14 protein-coding genes are annotated in these 15,217 nt (G+C 62.2%); 3 read left to right on the top strand and 11 right to left on the bottom strand.

Going from position 1 to position 15,217, the window contains the following annotated elements; translation table 11 throughout:
- Positions 1–4 precede the first annotated feature (4 nt).
- From MOV63_RS02400 to MOV63_RS02380, 5 genes are read right to left on the bottom strand one after another with little or no spacing between them, the layout of a single operon-like run.
- Complete coding sequence (locus MOV63_RS02400) at positions 5–1,261, bottom strand: ABC transporter substrate-binding protein (RefSeq protein WP_247031401.1); 1,257 nt, start codon at positions 1,259–1,261, stop codon at positions 5–7.
- 33 nt (positions 1,262–1,294) lie between these two features.
- A complete protein-coding gene (locus tag MOV63_RS02395) occupies positions 1,295–2,404 on the bottom strand; it encodes an ABC transporter ATP-binding protein (RefSeq protein WP_247031399.1) in 1,110 nt (369 codons plus the stop codon).
- 4 nt (positions 2,405–2,408) lie between these two features.
- Entirely contained in the window at positions 2,409–3,317 is a 909-nt protein-coding gene (locus MOV63_RS02390) for a carbohydrate ABC transporter permease (protein WP_247031397.1), read from the bottom strand.
- A 2-nt stretch (positions 3,318–3,319) separates the two neighbouring features.
- Positions 3,320–4,204, bottom strand: coding sequence for a carbohydrate ABC transporter permease (locus tag MOV63_RS02385; protein ID WP_040124324.1), 885 nt, complete (start codon positions 4,202–4,204; stop codon positions 3,320–3,322).
- Positions 4,201–4,374 carry a hypothetical protein gene (locus MOV63_RS02380; RefSeq protein WP_247031395.1) on the bottom strand — a complete coding sequence of 58 codons (174 nt, stop codon included), beginning with the start codon at positions 4,372–4,374 and terminating at the stop codon, positions 4,201–4,203. Before MOV63_RS02380 ends, MOV63_RS02385 begins: the two co-directional genes overlap by 4 nt.
- A 165-nt stretch (positions 4,375–4,539) precedes the next feature.
- On the opposite strand from MOV63_RS02380, the gene MOV63_RS02375 reads away from it, so the two are divergent.
- Positions 4,540–5,448: a helix-turn-helix domain-containing protein gene (locus MOV63_RS02375; RefSeq protein ID WP_247031393.1), complete on the top strand. Its 909-nt coding sequence runs from the start codon at positions 4,540–4,542 to the stop codon at positions 5,446–5,448.
- A gap of 26 nt (positions 5,449–5,474) precedes the next feature.
- On the opposite strand, the gene MOV63_RS02370 is transcribed toward MOV63_RS02375, so the two are convergent.
- The 5 genes from MOV63_RS02370 to hutI are packed head-to-tail and all read right to left on the bottom strand — an operon-like array spanning position 5,475 to position 11,349.
- Positions 5,475–6,053, bottom strand: a complete 579-nt coding sequence (locus MOV63_RS02370; RefSeq protein ID WP_247031391.1) for a HutD family protein — start codon at positions 6,051–6,053, stop codon at positions 5,475–5,477.
- Positions 6,054–6,057: 4 nt separating this feature from the next.
- Entirely contained in the window at positions 6,058–7,731 is a 1,674-nt protein-coding gene (gene hutU / locus MOV63_RS02365; protein ID WP_247031389.1) for a urocanate hydratase, read from the bottom strand.
- Between the two features lie 13 nt (positions 7,732–7,744).
- Positions 7,745–8,563 carry an N-formylglutamate deformylase gene (gene hutG / locus MOV63_RS02360; RefSeq protein WP_247031387.1) on the bottom strand — a complete coding sequence of 273 codons (819 nt, stop codon included), beginning with the start codon at positions 8,561–8,563 and terminating at the stop codon, positions 7,745–7,747.
- Positions 8,564–10,099 carry a histidine ammonia-lyase gene (gene hutH / locus MOV63_RS02355; protein WP_247031385.1) on the bottom strand — a complete coding sequence of 512 codons (1,536 nt, stop codon included), beginning with the start codon at positions 10,097–10,099 and terminating at the stop codon, positions 8,564–8,566. It abuts the gene before it with no gap.
- Complete coding sequence (hutI, locus tag MOV63_RS02350) at positions 10,096–11,349, bottom strand: imidazolonepropionase (RefSeq protein WP_247031383.1); 1,254 nt, start codon at positions 11,347–11,349, stop codon at positions 10,096–10,098. Before hutI ends, hutH begins: the two co-directional genes overlap by 4 nt.
- Before the next feature lie 98 nt (positions 11,350–11,447).
- Between hutI and MOV63_RS02345 the strand changes: the two genes are divergently transcribed.
- Together MOV63_RS02345 and hutC are read left to right on the top strand one after the other, a co-directional pair.
- Positions 11,448–12,794, top strand: coding sequence for a formimidoylglutamate deiminase (locus MOV63_RS02345; RefSeq protein ID WP_247031381.1), 1,347 nt, complete (start codon positions 11,448–11,450; stop codon positions 12,792–12,794).
- Positions 12,791–13,516, top strand: coding sequence for a histidine utilization repressor (hutC, locus tag MOV63_RS02340; protein WP_247031379.1), 726 nt, complete (start codon positions 12,791–12,793; stop codon positions 13,514–13,516). The genes MOV63_RS02345 and hutC overlap by 4 nt, the downstream gene beginning before the upstream one ends.
- Positions 13,517–13,577: 61 nt before the next feature.
- Here the strand turns inward: hutC and MOV63_RS02335 are convergent, their stop codons facing one another.
- The gene (locus MOV63_RS02335) at positions 13,578–15,215 is read right to left on the bottom strand and encodes an FGGY-family carbohydrate kinase (protein WP_247031377.1); all 1,638 of its coding nucleotides are present in this window, start codon (positions 15,213–15,215) and stop codon (positions 13,578–13,580) included.
- Positions 15,216–15,217: the final 2 nt, after the last annotated feature.

Raw genomic sequence — 15,217 nt, 5'->3', positions numbered from 1 at the left:
GTCCTCAGATCCCCGTCAGCGCCTGGTTGATGCCGGCGATGATCTCGGTCGCGGCATCCTTGGAGGATTGCTGGCCATAGGCGAAGGCTTCGAAATTGGTGTCGAAGACTTCGGTGACGCGCGGATGCTCATTGAGCGGCGAGACACCGGGGCTGGTCGGCTCCATCACCCGCTTGTAGGCTTCGATCTGCACCGGTTTGATCTTGCCCTCCTTGGTCAGCGTATCGAGCGCTACCTTGCTGGAGGGAATGCCGCGCGTGGCGCCCATGATCTTGACCGCTGCCGGATCGTTGAGCAGGCAATTGAGCACCTGGGCCGCGCCCTTCGGGTCCTTGCTGTTCCTGGAGATCGAGAACAGCATGGAGGGCTTGCGGTAGACGCCGTCGGTCTTGGCGCCCTCGATCGTCAACAGCTTGACGGGCACCAGTTCCTGGCCCTTTTCCATCGGAGTTGCGATCTTGCCGTAGGTGCTGTCCCACTGGTAGGTGCCGGCGATCTGGCCCTTGGCCCATTTCTGGTTTTCATGCAGCGGGGTGTTGCCGCCGGCAGCAACCGTCTTCCAGCTCTCGATGACGCCCTTGTCGACCAGGGTCTTGTAGAATTCCAGTCCTTCGGCGAGTTCGGCTTCGCTCCAGGCGACCTTGTTGGTGGCGGGGTCGATCAGGTCCTTGCCGGTCTTCTGGGTGGTGCGCAGGATCACCATGAGGCGGGCATCGAGGGCGGCACCTTCAAAGGGATAAAACTCCTTGCCGAGCTTTTCCTTCATCTTCGGCGCGGCGGCGATCAGCTCCTCCCAGGTCTTCGGGATCGGGATGCCGGCCTTGTCATAGGTGGTCTTGTTGAACATGAATACCCGGCCGGTGGTGGAGACGGAAATGCCGTTCAGCTTGCCCTTGACGGTGCCGCTGTCGAGATCCGACTTCGACCACTGGCTGAGGTCGATGATGTCCTTGTACTGGTTCAAATCGGCAAAGCCGTCGCCGTTCTTGGTGAACAGCGGCAGCCAGGGCCAGTTCACCTGCATGATGTCGGCCTCGGTGCGGCCGGCGAGCTGGGTGGCGATCTTTTCCTGATGGCCTTGGAAGCCGGTGAATTCAGGCGCGATCGTGTGGCCGAACTTGGCACCGCAGAGTTTCAGGGCCTCCTGGGTTGCGATATGGCGGTCGTCGCTGCCCCACCAGGACATGCGCAGATCCGAAGCGAATGCGGTCGAAAGGCTGGTGGCGGCAAACAAAGCCGCCGTCATGATCATGGTTCTCATTTTGGCTCCTCCCAAGTTGGAACGATGCAGTTTTCAAATCGCCAGGCTGATGTTTTCCCCGGACTGGCGGTCGAACAGATGGACACCCTTCGGGTCGGCGGAGAGCCAGACCCAGTCGTCGCGAAGCGCGCCGCGGTCGTAGGACGCGGACGGCACGACGGCGATCAGGCGTTTCGGGCCGATGTCGACATAGAGGTAGACTTCGTGGCCCATGAACTCGATATGGGTAAGCTTGCCCCTGATGGTGCCGGGCGTTTCAGCTGCGGCGATGCGCAGATGCTGCGGGCGGATGCCGAGCGTGACGTGTTCGCTGCGTCCGGAAATCCGCTTGGTGAACTCGTCGCCGAGCGTGACCAGCTGTTCCGCCGCCCGCACGCTGTTGTCGCCCTCGAACGTGCCGTCGAGGAAGTTCATTTCCGGGCTGCCGATGAAGCCGGCGACGAAGGTGTTGGCGGGGCGGCTGTAGAGCGTCACCGGATCGGCGACCTGCATGATGTGGCCGTCCTTCATGACGCAGATGCGGTCGCCCATGGTCATGGCCTCGGTCTGGTCATGGGTGACGTAGATGACGGTCGCCTGCTGGTTTTCCGCCTTCAGCCGCTTGTGCAGGTCGGTGATGCGAACGCGCATCGAGGCGCGCAGCTTGGCATCGAGATTGGAGAGCGGTTCGTCGAACAGGAAGACCTGCGGTTTCTTGATCAGCGCCCGGCCGACCGCGACGCGCTGCGCCTGGCCGCCGGACAGCTGTTTCGGCAGCCGGTCAAGCAAGGGGTCGATCTCCAGCAGGCCGGCGACATGGTTCGTCGCCTGCTCGATCTCGGCACTGGGACGGCGCTTCAGCCGCATGCTGAAGGAGAGGTTCTTGCGCACCTTCATATGCGGATAGAGCGCGTAGTTCTGGAAGACCATGGATATGCCGCGGTCGCCCGGCGTCTTGTCATTGACCAGTTCGCCGCCGATGCGGATCTCGCCGCCGGTGACCCGTTCCAGCCCTGCGATCATTCTGAGCGTGGTGGACTTGGCGCAGCCGGAGGGGCCGACCAGCACCATGAACTCGCCGTCCTCGACATCGAGATTGATGCCATGCACCGCGCGGAAGGTACCATAGTCTTTTTCGAGGTTTCTCAGCTGAAGACGCGCCATGTGACTATCCTTTGATCCCGCCGGAGGAGATGCCGTCGATGAAATATTTCTGGGCGAGGAAGAAGACCGCGAGCGCCGGCGCCAGCGACAGCACCGACATCGCCAGAACCCGGTTCCATTCGAAGGCTTCGGTCGTGTCGATCGACAGTTTCAGCGCCAGCGAGATCGGGTATTTTTCGACCGAGGAGATATAGATCAGCGGGCCGAGGAAGTCGTTCATCGTCCACATGAACTGGAACAGGCAGACCGAGATCAGCGCCGGCATCAACAGCGGCACGACGATGAAGACCAGCGTCTGGATGGTATTGGCCCCGTCGACGCGGGCGGCTTCCTCCATGTCGCGCGGGATGGCGCGCAGGAACTGCACCAGCATGAAGACGAAGAAGGCATCGCCCGCCAGCGCCGAAGGCACCCAGAGCGGCAGGTAGCTGTCGAGCCAGCCGAGATCGCGGAAGATCAGGTATTGCGGAATGCGGGTGACGACGTTCGGCAAAAGCAGCGTCGCGATCAGCGCGGAAAACAGCACTTTCTTGAACGGGAAATCGAAGCGGGCGAAGCCGTAGGCGACCGCCGTGCAGGATATCGCCGTGCCGATCACCTTCGGGATAACGATCCACAGCGTGTTGATGAAGAACGTGCCGAAGGAATAGGGCGTCGAGGTCTTCCAGCCCCTGATATAACCGTCGAGCGTCGGGTGTTCCGGCCAGAAGCCGGGGTTGGAGAAGATCTCCGAATTGGTCTTGAACGAGGCGCCGATCAGCCAGATCAGCGGATAGAGCATAAGCAACCCGACCACGGTCAGCAGGGCGTAACGCAGCACGGCATTGAAGCGGTGGCGGCGCGTTTCGCGGCTGCGGACGACGTCGACGTCGCGGGCGGCTGCGGAGTTCTGGGAGAGGATGTGATCGGTCATGGTCAGCTCCTCTTGTCGCCGGCGTAATAGACCCAGTGGCGCGAAGACCAGAAGGCGATGAGGGTGAGGGCCATGATGATCAGGAACAGGACCCAGGCGATCGCCGAGGCATAACCCATGTCGAAGCGCTTGAAGGCCTCGTCATAGATATAGATCGGCAGGAGATAGGTGGATTTCAGCGGGCCGCCTTGGGTGATGATGTAGGGGCCGTTGAACTCCTGGAAGGCCTGGACCATCTGCATGATCAGGTTGAAGAAGATGACGGGCGTGATCAGCGGCAGGGTGATGTAGACGAAGCTCGTCCATTTGCCGGCGCCGTCGATCGAGGCCGCCTCGTAGAGCGTCTTGTCGATGCTCTGAAGGGCCGCGAGGAAGATCACCATGGCCGAGCCGAATTGCCACAGGCGCAGCAGCGTGATGGTGAACAGCGCGTTGGTGGGATCGCCGAACCAGTTGACCGGCTCGAAACCGATGAGCTGCAGGCCCATGTTGACGAGGCCGACATCGGCGAAGATGTAGCGCCACAGGACGGCGATGGCGATCGAGCCGCCGAGGATCGAGGGCACGTAATAGGCCGTCCTGAACACGTTGATGAACTTCAGCTTGTAATTGAGGATCACGGCCATGAAGAGCGCGAAGACGAGCTTCAGCGGCACCGTCGTGAACACGTAGACCAGCGTCACCCACAGCGATTTGCGGAACGTCCGGTCGTTGGTGAACAGCCTTATATAGTTCTGCAGGCCGGTGAAGACCGGCTCGTTCATCAGGTTGTAGTTGGTGAAGCTCAGATAAAGCGATGCGAGGAAGGGCAGGGCGGTGAAGACCAGCAGCCCGATGATGAAGGGCGAGAGGTAGAACAGCCCCAGAAATTTGTTGTCGCCGCTCATGCCGGCTGCCCCAGTCCGGCCGGTGCATCCGGCAGGCGCAGCATCCGGCCGGCATGTGCGGTGACGGTTCCGTCACAGGCAAAGTCGCCCATGGATTTCGTCGCGCAGTTGAGCGAACCGCCGCCGATAGAGGCGACGTTGAACGAAGAGACACTTGCTATATTGTGCATCGCGATCTCTGGCCCTTCCGTCTGCGGACACGCCTGATCCATCAGGCTTCCGCAATTGAAGCGCCATTTCCTCCCATTAATGTCTCAGGCGTGTTGAGTTCTCAGCTCCCAGGCTGATATTCTCACTTTGCCAGTCAGATCAAATCGACGAATTCGGGGAAAAGGATGGAGAAAATCGAAGGTAGCATTCTGTCTGCCATTCCGATGAATGCGATGGCGTTGACGCTGACACGTTCAACCATAAGGATGCAGCACTCGCATACCTGGGGCGTCGACAAATCGAACAGCGTGCACGACCTGATCATTTGCCTGACGGGTTCGGCGCGTTACGAGGTCGAAGGCGAGACGATCGACATGGCGCCGGGCAGGGCGATGCTGCTGCCTGCGAATACCTGGTTTTCCGGCCATTCGACCTCGCTGGAGGCCTATACCGGCATCGCCCAGCATTTTACCCTCGACCTCTTCGGGCGGCTCGACCTGATCGCTCAGATGAACCTGAAACATGCCGTCACGCTCGCCCGGTGGGAGATGATGGAGCCGCTGACGCGTTATTACCACGACAACGCGCCGCCCTATTCGACGACGCTCCTCCAGCACCATCTTTTTATGTTCCTGTTGATCGAATTTATCGAGCAGGCCCATATCGGCTGGAAGGAACAGTCGGTCGGCAATGTCAACAATCCCGATGCGCTGTCCTTTTCAGTCATGGTGGCCGCCAGCCAGATCGCTGCCGATCCGCTGGGCGAGGAGATCGTCGAAAGAACGATCAATTCGGCGCCCTACAATCCGGATTATTTCAAGCGAGAGTTCAGGAAGCGGGTCGGCTGGACGCCCGACAAGTTCCAGGAATTCAAGCGGATGGAGCGGGCGATGGGCCTTATGGCAGGCGGCTGCACGGTGAAGCGCGCCGCCGAGCTTTCCGGCTATGCGGATGCCTATTATTTCTCCCGCATGTTCAAGCGCTATATCGGCATCAGCCCACAGGGCTACCAGCAGTCCGAAAAGCGCAGCCGCGAGGGTGCTTTCCCAAGAGGCGAGGAGGATGGCCAGCTGATCTATCCACTGACCCGCTGACGAGGCTTGGATCGGTCAAACGTAAATCACTCATCTCCGACTTCGGGATACAGTTCTATCAGGAAAACATCTTTGCCCCCTGAGACAACGAAGTTGCCGGCGCCGTCGGACTCAAGGGCCAAGCAGTCAAAGGGCCCGAGGTCAGCTTTCTCCGACCCGAACGCAATCGCGTGTTTTCCGGTCGCAAGAATGAACCTCAAAGATGGGGATGGCGGCAGCGAAACCGGCGTCGGCTGCCTGATGATACGGTGGGAAAACCGACCGCGCCGCGTCATAATGTTGAGGTCGGTTACGATGCCGTTCGCAAGCCTTGCCGAAGCCGGTTTGTCGGCCGGAAATGGGCAGGGCTCGGAATCGAGATCGAGGATCAGGGGCTCGCCGCCATCGATCGTCAGCTCCATGCCCGCGCCGGAGAGGATCGACAGGGTTCTGTCCACGCCCGGAAAGATCGAGAACGGTCCGTCGGAGGCGACGGTCGCCAAGCTGATGCGCCAGTCGAAATCCTCGATCGATGCGCCGGCGGGAAAGACGGCGATCTCCACCGTCTCACCGCCGCCGTTCTTCCACGGCATTCGCTTGTGGTCGGAGGCGCGCAGGATTTTCATGGGTTCACTTCCCGAGGATGCCGGGCAGGCGCAGTCCGTTTTCCTTGGCGCAATCCACGGCGATCTCGTAGCCCGCATCCGCATGGCGCATGACGCCGGTGGCGGGGTCGTTCCAGAGCACGCGTTCGATCCGGCGGTCGGCGTCCTCGCTGCCGTCGCAGCAGATGACCATGCCGGAATGCTGCGAATAACCCATGCCGACGCCGCCGCCGTGATGCAGTGACACCCAGGTGGCACCGGAGGCCGTGTTCAGGAGCGCGTTCAGCAGCGGCCAGTCGGACACCGCATCCGAGCCGTCCTTCATCGCTTCCGTCTCCCGATTGGGAGAGGCGACCGATCCGGAGTCCAGATGGTCGCGGCCGATCACGATCGGCGCTTTCAGCTCACCGTTGCGGACCATCTCGTTGAAGGCGAGGCCGAGCTTGTGGCGCACGCCCAGGCCCACCCAGCAGATGCGCGCCGGCAGGCCCTGGAAGGAAATCCGCTCGCGCGCCATGTCGAGCCAGTTGTGGAGATGCGCGTTGTCCGGCAGCAGTTCCTTCACCTTGGCATCGGTGCGATAGATGTCTTCCGGATCGCCGGAAAGGGCTGCCCAGCGGAACGGCCCGATGCCGCGGCAGAACAGCGGACGGATATAGGCCGGCACGAAGCCGGGGAAAGCGAAGGCGTTTTCCAGCCCCTCGTCCTTGGCGACCTGGCGGATGTTGTTGCCGTAGTCGAGCGTCGGGATGCCGGCGTTCCAGAAGGCAATCATCGCCTCCACATGTTCGCGCATCGACGCGCGGGCGGCTTTTTCCACCGCCTTCGGATCGGTCTCGCGTTTCGCTTTCCATTCGGCGATCGTCCAGCCCTTCGGCAGGTAGCCGTTGATCGGGTCATGGGCGGAGGTCTGATCGGTGACCATGTCCGGACGAATGCCGCGACGGACCATCTCGGGGAGGATTTCCGCCGCATTGCCGAGCAGGCCGACGGATTTTGCCTCGCCGGCTGCCGTCCAGCGGGTGATCATCTCCATGGCCTCGTCGAGCGTTTCCGCTTTCGCGTCGACATAGCGGGTGCGCAGCCGAAAATCGATACTGTCGGGATTGCACTCGACGGCCAGGCAGCAGGCGCCGGCCATGACGGCGGCAAGCGGCTGGGCGCCACCCATGCCGCCGAGACCGCCGGTCAGGATCCATTTTCCTTTGAGGTTGCCGCCATAATGCTGGCGTCCGGCTTCCACGAACGTCTCGTAAGTGCCCTGCACGATGCCCTGGGTGCCGATATAGATCCACGAACCGGCGGTCATCTGGCCATACATGGCCAGCCCCTTCTTATCGAGCTCGTTGAAATGGTCCCAGGTCGCCCAATGGGGCACGAGGTTCGAGTTGGCGATCAGCACGCGTGGGGCGTCCTTGTGGGTGCGGAACACGCCGACCGGCTTGCCGGACTGCACCAGAAGCGTTTCTTCCTCCGTCAGCGTCTTCAGCGTTGCAACGATCCGGTCGAAATCGTCCCAGGTACGGGCAGCGCGTCCGATGCCGCCATAAACGACCAGTTCATTGGGGTTTTCCGCCACGTCGGGATCGAGATTGTTCATCAGCATCCGCAGGGGCGCTTCCGTCATCCAGCTTTTGGCGTTGAGCTGGTTGCCGCGCGGGGCGCGGATTTCGCGGATATTGTGGCGGGGATTGGTCATCGGAACGTTCCCTTTATCGGTTGTTGTTTTTCTGCGACGCGAGGCCGAGCGCGATCCGCTCGATCCGCGTCAGGATATTTTTCAGATGGACCCGCAGCTGCTCTGCCTTGGCCGGATCATAGGCAAAGGGCAGGGCCTCCGCCGCGAGATGGGTGGACTGGGCAAGTTCCATCTGGATGGCATGGACGCCGGTTTCCGGCTTGCCGTAAAACCGTGTCGTCCAGCCGCCCTTGAAGCGACCGTTCAGAATGCTAGTGTAGCCCGAAGCCGCAGTTGCCACATCGAGCGCCGCCTGTTCGATTGCCGGGGCGCAGGTTTGGCCCATGTCCGTGCCGATGTTGAGGTCAGGCAGGGTGCCTTCGAACAGGAACGGAATGTGTGAGCGGATCGAGTGACAATCGTAGAGCACCGCAATGCCGTGGATGGATTTGACCCGTTCGATTTCGGCTGCAAGCGCCGCGTGATAGGGCGCATGGAAATCGCGCAGCCGCTCAGTGGTGTCGGCCTCGGTCGGCGCGGCGCCCTGTTTCCAGATGCTCTTGCCGTCGAAATCCGTCTCCGGGATCAGGCCGGTGGTGTTCTGGCCGGGATAGAGGCTGGCGCCTTGCGGATCGCGGTTGGCGTCGATCACGTAGCGGTGGAACGTGGCTCGCACCGTCGTCGCATCCGCCAGAAATCCGTCATAGAGCTGATGGATATGCCAGTCGGTATCGGCGAGCAGGCGGCCGTTGTCGTTCAGCCGCTCCCAGATCGGCTGGGGCACGTCGGTTCCGGTATGCGGAAAGCCGAGAATGACGGGGGAGGCGCCTTGTCTGGTTTCGACAATAGCCATTTACGCCTCCAGGACCGGCAGGATGTCCGCTGAAACGGACGCGGCGAGCGCGCCTGAAGCGACGAGATCTGTCGCCGCCTTGAGGTCGTTTGCCATGTAGCGATCCTCTTCCAGGCTCGGAACGGCGGAGCGGATGGTGGCGATCACCTTCTGGAGTTCAGGGCTGGTCGTCAGCGGCTTGCGCAGTTCCACGCCCTGTGCCGCCGTCAGCGCCTCGATGCCGATGATGGTTGCAAGGTTGTCGGTCATCTGCAGAAGCCGGCGCGCGCCATGGCAGGCCATCGAAACGTGGTCTTCCTGATTGGCGGAAGTTGGCGTCGAATCGACCGAGGCCGGATGCGACATCTGCTTGTTTTCCGACATCAGGGCGGCGGACGTGACTTCCGCGATCATCAGCCCGGAATTGAGCCCCGGCTTTTTCGCAAGAAACGCCGGCAGTCCATAGGAGAGGGCCGGGTCCACCAGCAGCGCAATTCGGCGCTGGGCGATCGCGCCGATTTCGCAGACGGCAAGCGCGATCTGGTCGGCGGCAAAGGCCACCGGCTCGGCGTGGAAATTGCCACCGGAAACGACGGTGTCATCCGAAAGCACCAGCGGATTGTCGGTTACCGCATTGGCTTCGATCTCGAGCGTGCGGGCGACCGATCGCAGCAGATCGAGGCAGGCGCCATCCACCTGCGGCTGGCAGCGGATGCAATAGGGATCCTGCACCCGTTCGTCGCCCTGCAGATGGCTTTCGCGGATGACCGAGCCCGACAATAGCGCGCGCAGAGCCGCGGCAGCATCGATCTGGCCCTTGTGGCCGCGAAGTGTGTGGATATCCGGATGGAAAGGTGCGGAGGAGCCCATGGCGGCATCCGTCGACATCGCGCCGGTCACCAGCGCTGTCTGGGCAGCACGGTGGGCGCGGAACAGGCCGGCCAGTGCCAGAGCCGTGGAGGTCTGGGTGCCGTTGATCAGGGCAAGGCCTTCCTTGGCGGCCAGCACGACCGGTTTCAATCCGGCTTTCGCAAGGGCCTCGGCAGCCGGCAGCAATGTGCCCTGATAAAAGGCCTCGCCTTCGCCCATCATCACGGCCGCCATATGCGCAAGCGGCGCCAGATCGCCGGACGCGCCGACCGAGCCTTTTTCCGGAATGAGCGGGATCACGCCCTTTTCCAGCATCGCCTCGATCAGGCGCACCAGTTCGAGCCGGACGCCGGAGGCGCCGCGCCCAAGCGAAATCAGTTTCAGCGCCATGATCAGGCGAACGATATTTTCGGCAAGCGGGGCGCCGACACCGCAGCAATGCGACAGGATCAGATTGCGCTGGAGCGTCGCGACATCGGCACTTTCGATCTTGATCGAGGCCAGTTTTCCGAAGCCGGTGTTGATGCCGTAGACCGGTTCATTGCCGGCGGCGATCTGGGCGATCCGGGCGGCGGCCTTCTCAATGCCGGCGTCGAACGCAGGATCTATCCGAGCCGGTGTGCCGTTCCAGTAGATGTCCTGGAGCTCGCGAAGGCTCACTGAGCCGGGTGTCAGAACGATGCTCATGCGGAGACCCTCTCGCCCTTGAATATCCGCGTCTGCAGCGGATTGAAGCCGATGCGATAGACAAGCTCCGCCGGCCGTTCGATATCCCAGATCGCGAAGTCGGCGGATTTCCCAGCTTCGAGCGTGCCTGTTTCAGCCTGGAGACCGAGGGCGCGGGCGGCTTCCCGCGTGACGCCGGCAAGGCATTCCTCGACCGTCAGACCGAACAGCGTCGCGCCCATGTTCATGGTCATCAGCAGCGAGGTCAGCGGCGAGGTGCCGGGATTGCTGTCGGTCGCCAGCGCGATACGGGTGCCGGCATCGCGCAGCGCCTGGACGGGCGGTGCCTGCTTTTCGCGAAGCGTATAGAAGGCGCCCGGCAGCAGCACGGCGACCGTACCTGCCTGCGCCATCGCCCTGGCATCCGCCGCCGAAAGATATTCGAGATGATCGGCTGACAATGCGCCATAGGAGGCGGCGAGGCGCGCGCCGCCAAGATCGGAGAGCTGTTCCGCGTGCAGCTTGACGGGAAGGCCAAGCGCCTTCGCCTTGTCGAAAACCCGGGCGATTTCGGCGGGCGAGAAGGCAATGCCTTCACAGAAACCGTCGACCGCATCGACGAGCCCTTGCGTATGCGCCGCCTCAAGGCCCGGCAGGACCACGTCGGTGATGTAATCGCCGTTACGGCCCTTGTAGTCCGGCGGTGTCGCGTGCGCGGCAAGCCAGCTCGTGACGATCCGCACCGGCCTGACTTCGGCGAGGCGGCGGGCAACCCGCAGTATTTTCAGCTCGCCTTCGATATTCAGCGCATAGCCGGATTTGATCTCGACCGTGCAGAGGCCCTCGGCCAGAAGCGTGTCCAGCCTGCGGAGCGCTTGCTCAAGGAGCTCGTCTTCCGAGAGGGCATTGGTTGCCTTCACAGAGGAGATGATGCCGCCGCCGGCCCGTGCGATCTCCTCGTAGGTCGATCCCGCCAGGCGCATTTCGAATTCCATCGCGCGGTCGCCGCCGAATACCAGATGGGTATGGCAGTCGATCAGGGCCGCGGTGATCCACCGCCCGCCGCAATCGGTTTTGTGTTCAGATTTCTCAAAATCGGCAGGCAGGTCGGCGAATGCGCCGACGAAAGCTATCCGCCCATCGCGCACGGCGATCGCACCGGCTTCGATTATGCCGAAACCGGATGCCGAGGGAGCAAAAGTGGCGATCCGCGCATTGTGCCAAAGCGACGTGGAGCCTGCTGCAGATTTTGAAGAATCTTCCCCATCCATAAGCTTTTCGCCTTTCCTTATGAGCGAACATGTATATACATAATAATCCGAGTGACAAGAAGAAATTTGGTCTCCGCAAGGAAAAGGGAAGGGCGTCCATGGCCACGCTTCATGCGCAATTGGCTCTTCTGCCGGAAGGCTGGCAGCAGAATGTAAGGTTGACGATCGAGGCAGGCCGACTTGCGGGAGTGGAGGTCGGCATCGAGGCGGCGACCGAAGACGAGCGTCACAAAGTCCTGGTGCCTGCGATGCCGAACCTGCACAGCCATGCCTTCCAGCGCGCCATGGCGGGTCTCACGGAAGTTCGAGGCCCCGGCGACGACAGTTTCTGGAGCTGGCGGACGCTGATGTACAGGTTTGCGCTGTCGATCACCCCGGAACAGGTCGAGGCCGTTGCCTCACAGCTCTATATGGAAATGCTGGAAGCCGGCTTTTCGCGGGTGGGGGAATTCCACTATCTCCACCACGACAGGGATGGCGGCCACTACGCCAATATCGCCGAGATGGCCGAGCGCATCGGCGCGGCGAGTGCGGAGGCGGGAATCGGCCTGACCCTCCTGCCGGTCTTCTATGCGCATTCCGGCTTCGGCGGCGTTTCGCCGATCGAAGGCCAGCGCCGTTTCATCCATTCTGTCGAGGATTTCGCCAAGACGATGGAAGGTTGCCGTCGCCTGACTGCGGCCATGCCCGGCGCCAAACTTGGCGTCGCGCCCCATAGCCTCCGCGCAGTAATTCCGCAGGAACTCCATGAGGTCGTGCAGATGGCAGGCGAAGGGCCTGTGCATATCCACATCGCCGAACAGGTGAAGGAGGTCGAGGACTGCCTTGCCTGGTCCGGCGCCCGGCCCGTCGACTGGCTGCTCGCAAACATGCCGGTGACCGAACGCTGGTGTCTCATCCACGCGACGCATATGACAGAGGATGAAACCCGCCGCATGGCGGACAGCGGCGCGATCGCCGGGCTTTGCCCGATCACCGAAGCCAATCTCGGCGACGGCATCTTTCCCGGCGAAGACTTTGTCGCGCAGAAGGGCCGCTTCGGCATCGGCTCGGATTCGAACCTACTGATTTCCGTGGCGCAGGAGCTGCGTCAGCTCGAATATTCCCAGCGCCTCGGCTTGAAGAAGCGCAACGTCCTTGCGCAGCCGGAAGGTTCGACGGGTCGGCGGCTATTCGAGACGGCGCTGTCGGGCGGCGCGACGGCCCTCGATGCGACTGCCGGCTTGGTAGCTGGCAATTACGCCGATATCGTCTCGCTCGACGTCAATGAAGTTCCCTATCTTGCTGCCGATCAGATTCTCGATCATTGGATATTTGCGGGCGGCATTGCCGTGGATTGCGTCTGGGCGCTTGGCCGCAAGCAGGTCGAAGGCGGGCGACATGTCCAGCGGGACGCGATCGGCCGCCGGTTCAGGATGGTAATGCAGGAATTGCTGACAGCATGACGAATGGCAAGGAAGCTACCCTCCATCATCGCATTTTGAGCGACATAGAGGGACGGATCGTTTCCGGCGAATGGCCTCCCGGGTATCGCCTGCCTTTCGAGGTCGACCTTGCCGTACAATACGGCTGCTCGCGGATGACCGCCAACAAGGTGCTGACGCATCTGGCGAGGGCTGGGCTGATCGAGCGGCGCAAGAAGTCCGGCAGTTTCGTGGCGCAACCGGTGACGCAGGCCGCGGTGCTCGAAATCCATAGTATCGAGGCGGAGGTCCGCTCCCTTAAGCTTGCCTATTCCTACCGGCTGGAAAATCGGGTTCGACGCGAAGCAACCCCCCTAGACCGGCAACATCTGGAGCTTTCGGAAACGGCCTCGGTCCTCGATCTCGTCTGCCTTCACCATGCCGGCGAACGGCCGTTCTGCCTTGAGGAGCGGCTGATCAACCTGACGACCGTGCCCGAAGCGGAGAGCGAGGATTTTTCGAAGTCGGCGCCGGGGACCTGGCTCATCAGCCAGATCCCGTGGAGCACAGCGGAACATCGGATCTATGCCCAGTCGGCCGGCGCGGAGGTCGCAAAGAGGCTCGACATTTCCAGGAACGCGGCCTGTCTGGCCATCGAACGACGGACCTGGGGCAGCACCGGTCCGGTAACATTCGTGCGCTTCACCTATCCGGGCGACCGGCACGCATTGGTCGCCCGGTTTACACCCGGCGGAGAGAGCTAGGCGACGCCACTGCGCTATCAATGTCATGTGGAGCTGGAAGCGAGCCCTCAGTCCAGATCTCTCAAGACGATAGCGTTCTGCGATCTGACCGTATCTGCCGTTCCATCTCCTGAAGCCGACCAAAAGCGCGGTATCGGTGATCGTGCATTTGACGGACCGTGCCTCCGGCCGGCCTGTAGACCGTCGAGAGACGTGACATCGCGCTCATGGCTTCCTGCAGCGATCCGTATCGGCCCCCGGCGGCGGCTCCAAGCATCGCGCTGCCGAGCAGGACCGGTTCCTCCGTATCGGCGACAGCCACCGGCAGATTTGTCGTGTCCGCCAGGATCTGCCGCACGAGGTGACTTTGCGCGGCACCACCGCTGGCGATGATCAGGTCGAAGGCCATGCCGTTCTGTGACAGCTTGTCCAGCAGCTGCCTGAGGCCGTAACCGATGCCGCAGAGCCCGGCGACAAACAGCGAGATCAGGCTGGCAATATCGGTTTCCAGCCCGAGCCCCGCAATGACGGCCCGCGCATCGGGGTCCGCATGCGGCGACCGGTTGCCCATGAATTCGGGCAGGACGTGGATGGTGCCGGCAAGTTCGACGGCCTGGGTGAGATTTGGACGCAGTCTCGTCGCTTCGCGGTCGAGCCAGCTTACGAGCGATATCCCGTCGGCTTCGGCCCTGGAGCGCGCTTCAGCGGATGCCGGGTGCATCGTGACCAGGTGATCGATGGCAGCGCCGGCTGCCGACTGGCCACCTTCGGTCAACCACAGTCCAGGGACCATCGACGAATAATAGGGGCCCCATACACCATCGACAAACACGGGATTGTCGCTGGAGGCCATGGAACAGGCGGATGTCCCGAAAATATAGGCGAGCCTGTTTCGAACGTCTGCGCGGCCTTCTGGATCTTGACCGCCGAGCGTGCCGATGCCGCCCGCATGGGCGTCGATCAGGCCTGCACCGACAGGGGTTCCCGGCCTCAGGCCGAGATCGGCAGCGGCCTGTTCCGTCAGGCCGTCTGCAACCGGCGTTCCCGGATCGACGATGTCGGTTCCGATCCGCTTGAAGCCTTCGTCGGCGAGTTCTCCAAGGCCAATCGCCCTGAAGTACTGGCCGTCCCAGCGCTTCTCATGGGCGAGATAGGTCCATTTGCAGGTGACCGTGCAGGCCGACCGGCTGAGCGATCCTGTCGCGCGAAAGGTCAGATAGTCGGCGAGATCGAAGAAATGTCCGGCATCGGCAAACGATCGTGGCAGGTTGCGCTTCAGCCAGAGAAGCTTCGGCGTTTCCATCTCCGGCGAAATTTTGCCCCCGACATAACGCAGGACCTCGTGCCGCCTGCCGTTGATCTCGGCCGCCTCGCCGGCGGCGCGGTGATCCATCCAGACGATGACATTGCGGTCGGCCTCTCCCGAGGGGCTGACCGAGACCGGCATCCCGTCAGCGTTGACGACGACCAGCGAGCAGGTCGCGTCGACACCTATTCCCGCAACCGCCGACAGCGGGATACGGGCAGAACCGACGGCTTCCCGGACGCTCTCGCAGACCGCCTGCCATATCTGTCGGCTGGATTGCTCGACGATATTGCCGGGCTCGTGCCAGATGGTGATCGGGCGTTTGGCGGATGCCAGCAGCGTCCCGGCTTCATCGAACACGCCGGCCCGCGCGCTGCCTGTTCCCACATCGATGCCGATAAAGAAGCGGGTCATGA

The sequence above is a fragment of the Neorhizobium sp. SHOUNA12A genome (assembly GCF_023006505.1).
Classification (GTDB): domain Bacteria; phylum Pseudomonadota; class Alphaproteobacteria; order Rhizobiales; family Rhizobiaceae; genus Neorhizobium.
This window is presented reverse-complemented; position numbering and strand designations above follow the sequence as displayed.

Bases quoted from the DNA above. Each gene is read 5' to 3' on its own strand.
- MOV63_RS02400 (WP_247031401.1), bottom strand. From the start codon at position 1,261: ATGAGAACCATGATCATGACGGCGGCTTTGTTTGCCGCCACCAGCCTT.
- MOV63_RS02395 (WP_247031399.1), bottom strand. From the start codon at position 2,404: ATGGCGCGTCTTCAGCTGAGAAACCTCGAAAAAGACTATGGTACCTTC.
- MOV63_RS02390 (WP_247031397.1), bottom strand. From the start codon at position 3,317: ATGACCGATCACATCCTCTCCCAGAACTCCGCAGCCGCCCGCGACGTC.
- MOV63_RS02385 (WP_040124324.1), bottom strand. From the start codon at position 4,204: ATGAGCGGCGACAACAAATTTCTGGGGCTGTTCTACCTCTCGCCCTTC.
- MOV63_RS02380 (WP_247031395.1), bottom strand. From the start codon at position 4,374: ATGCACAATATAGCAAGTGTCTCTTCGTTCAACGTCGCCTCTATCGGC.
- MOV63_RS02375 (WP_247031393.1), top strand. From the start codon at position 4,540: ATGGAGAAAATCGAAGGTAGCATTCTGTCTGCCATTCCGATGAATGCG.
- MOV63_RS02370 (WP_247031391.1), bottom strand. From the start codon at position 6,053: ATGAAAATCCTGCGCGCCTCCGACCACAAGCGAATGCCGTGGAAGAAC.
- hutU (WP_247031389.1), bottom strand. From the start codon at position 7,731: ATGACCAATCCCCGCCACAATATCCGCGAAATCCGCGCCCCGCGCGGC.
- hutG (WP_247031387.1), bottom strand. From the start codon at position 8,563: ATGGCTATTGTCGAAACCAGACAAGGCGCCTCCCCCGTCATTCTCGGC.
- hutH (WP_247031385.1), bottom strand. From the start codon at position 10,099: ATGAGCATCGTTCTGACACCCGGCTCAGTGAGCCTTCGCGAGCTCCAG.
- hutI (WP_247031383.1), bottom strand. From the start codon at position 11,349: ATGGATGGGGAAGATTCTTCAAAATCTGCAGCAGGCTCCACGTCGCTT.
- MOV63_RS02345 (WP_247031381.1), top strand. From the start codon at position 11,448: ATGGCCACGCTTCATGCGCAATTGGCTCTTCTGCCGGAAGGCTGGCAG.
- hutC (WP_247031379.1), top strand. From the start codon at position 12,791: ATGACGAATGGCAAGGAAGCTACCCTCCATCATCGCATTTTGAGCGAC.
- MOV63_RS02335 (WP_247031377.1), bottom strand. From the start codon at position 15,215: ATGACCCGCTTCTTTATCGGCATCGATGTGGGAACAGGCAGCGCGCGG.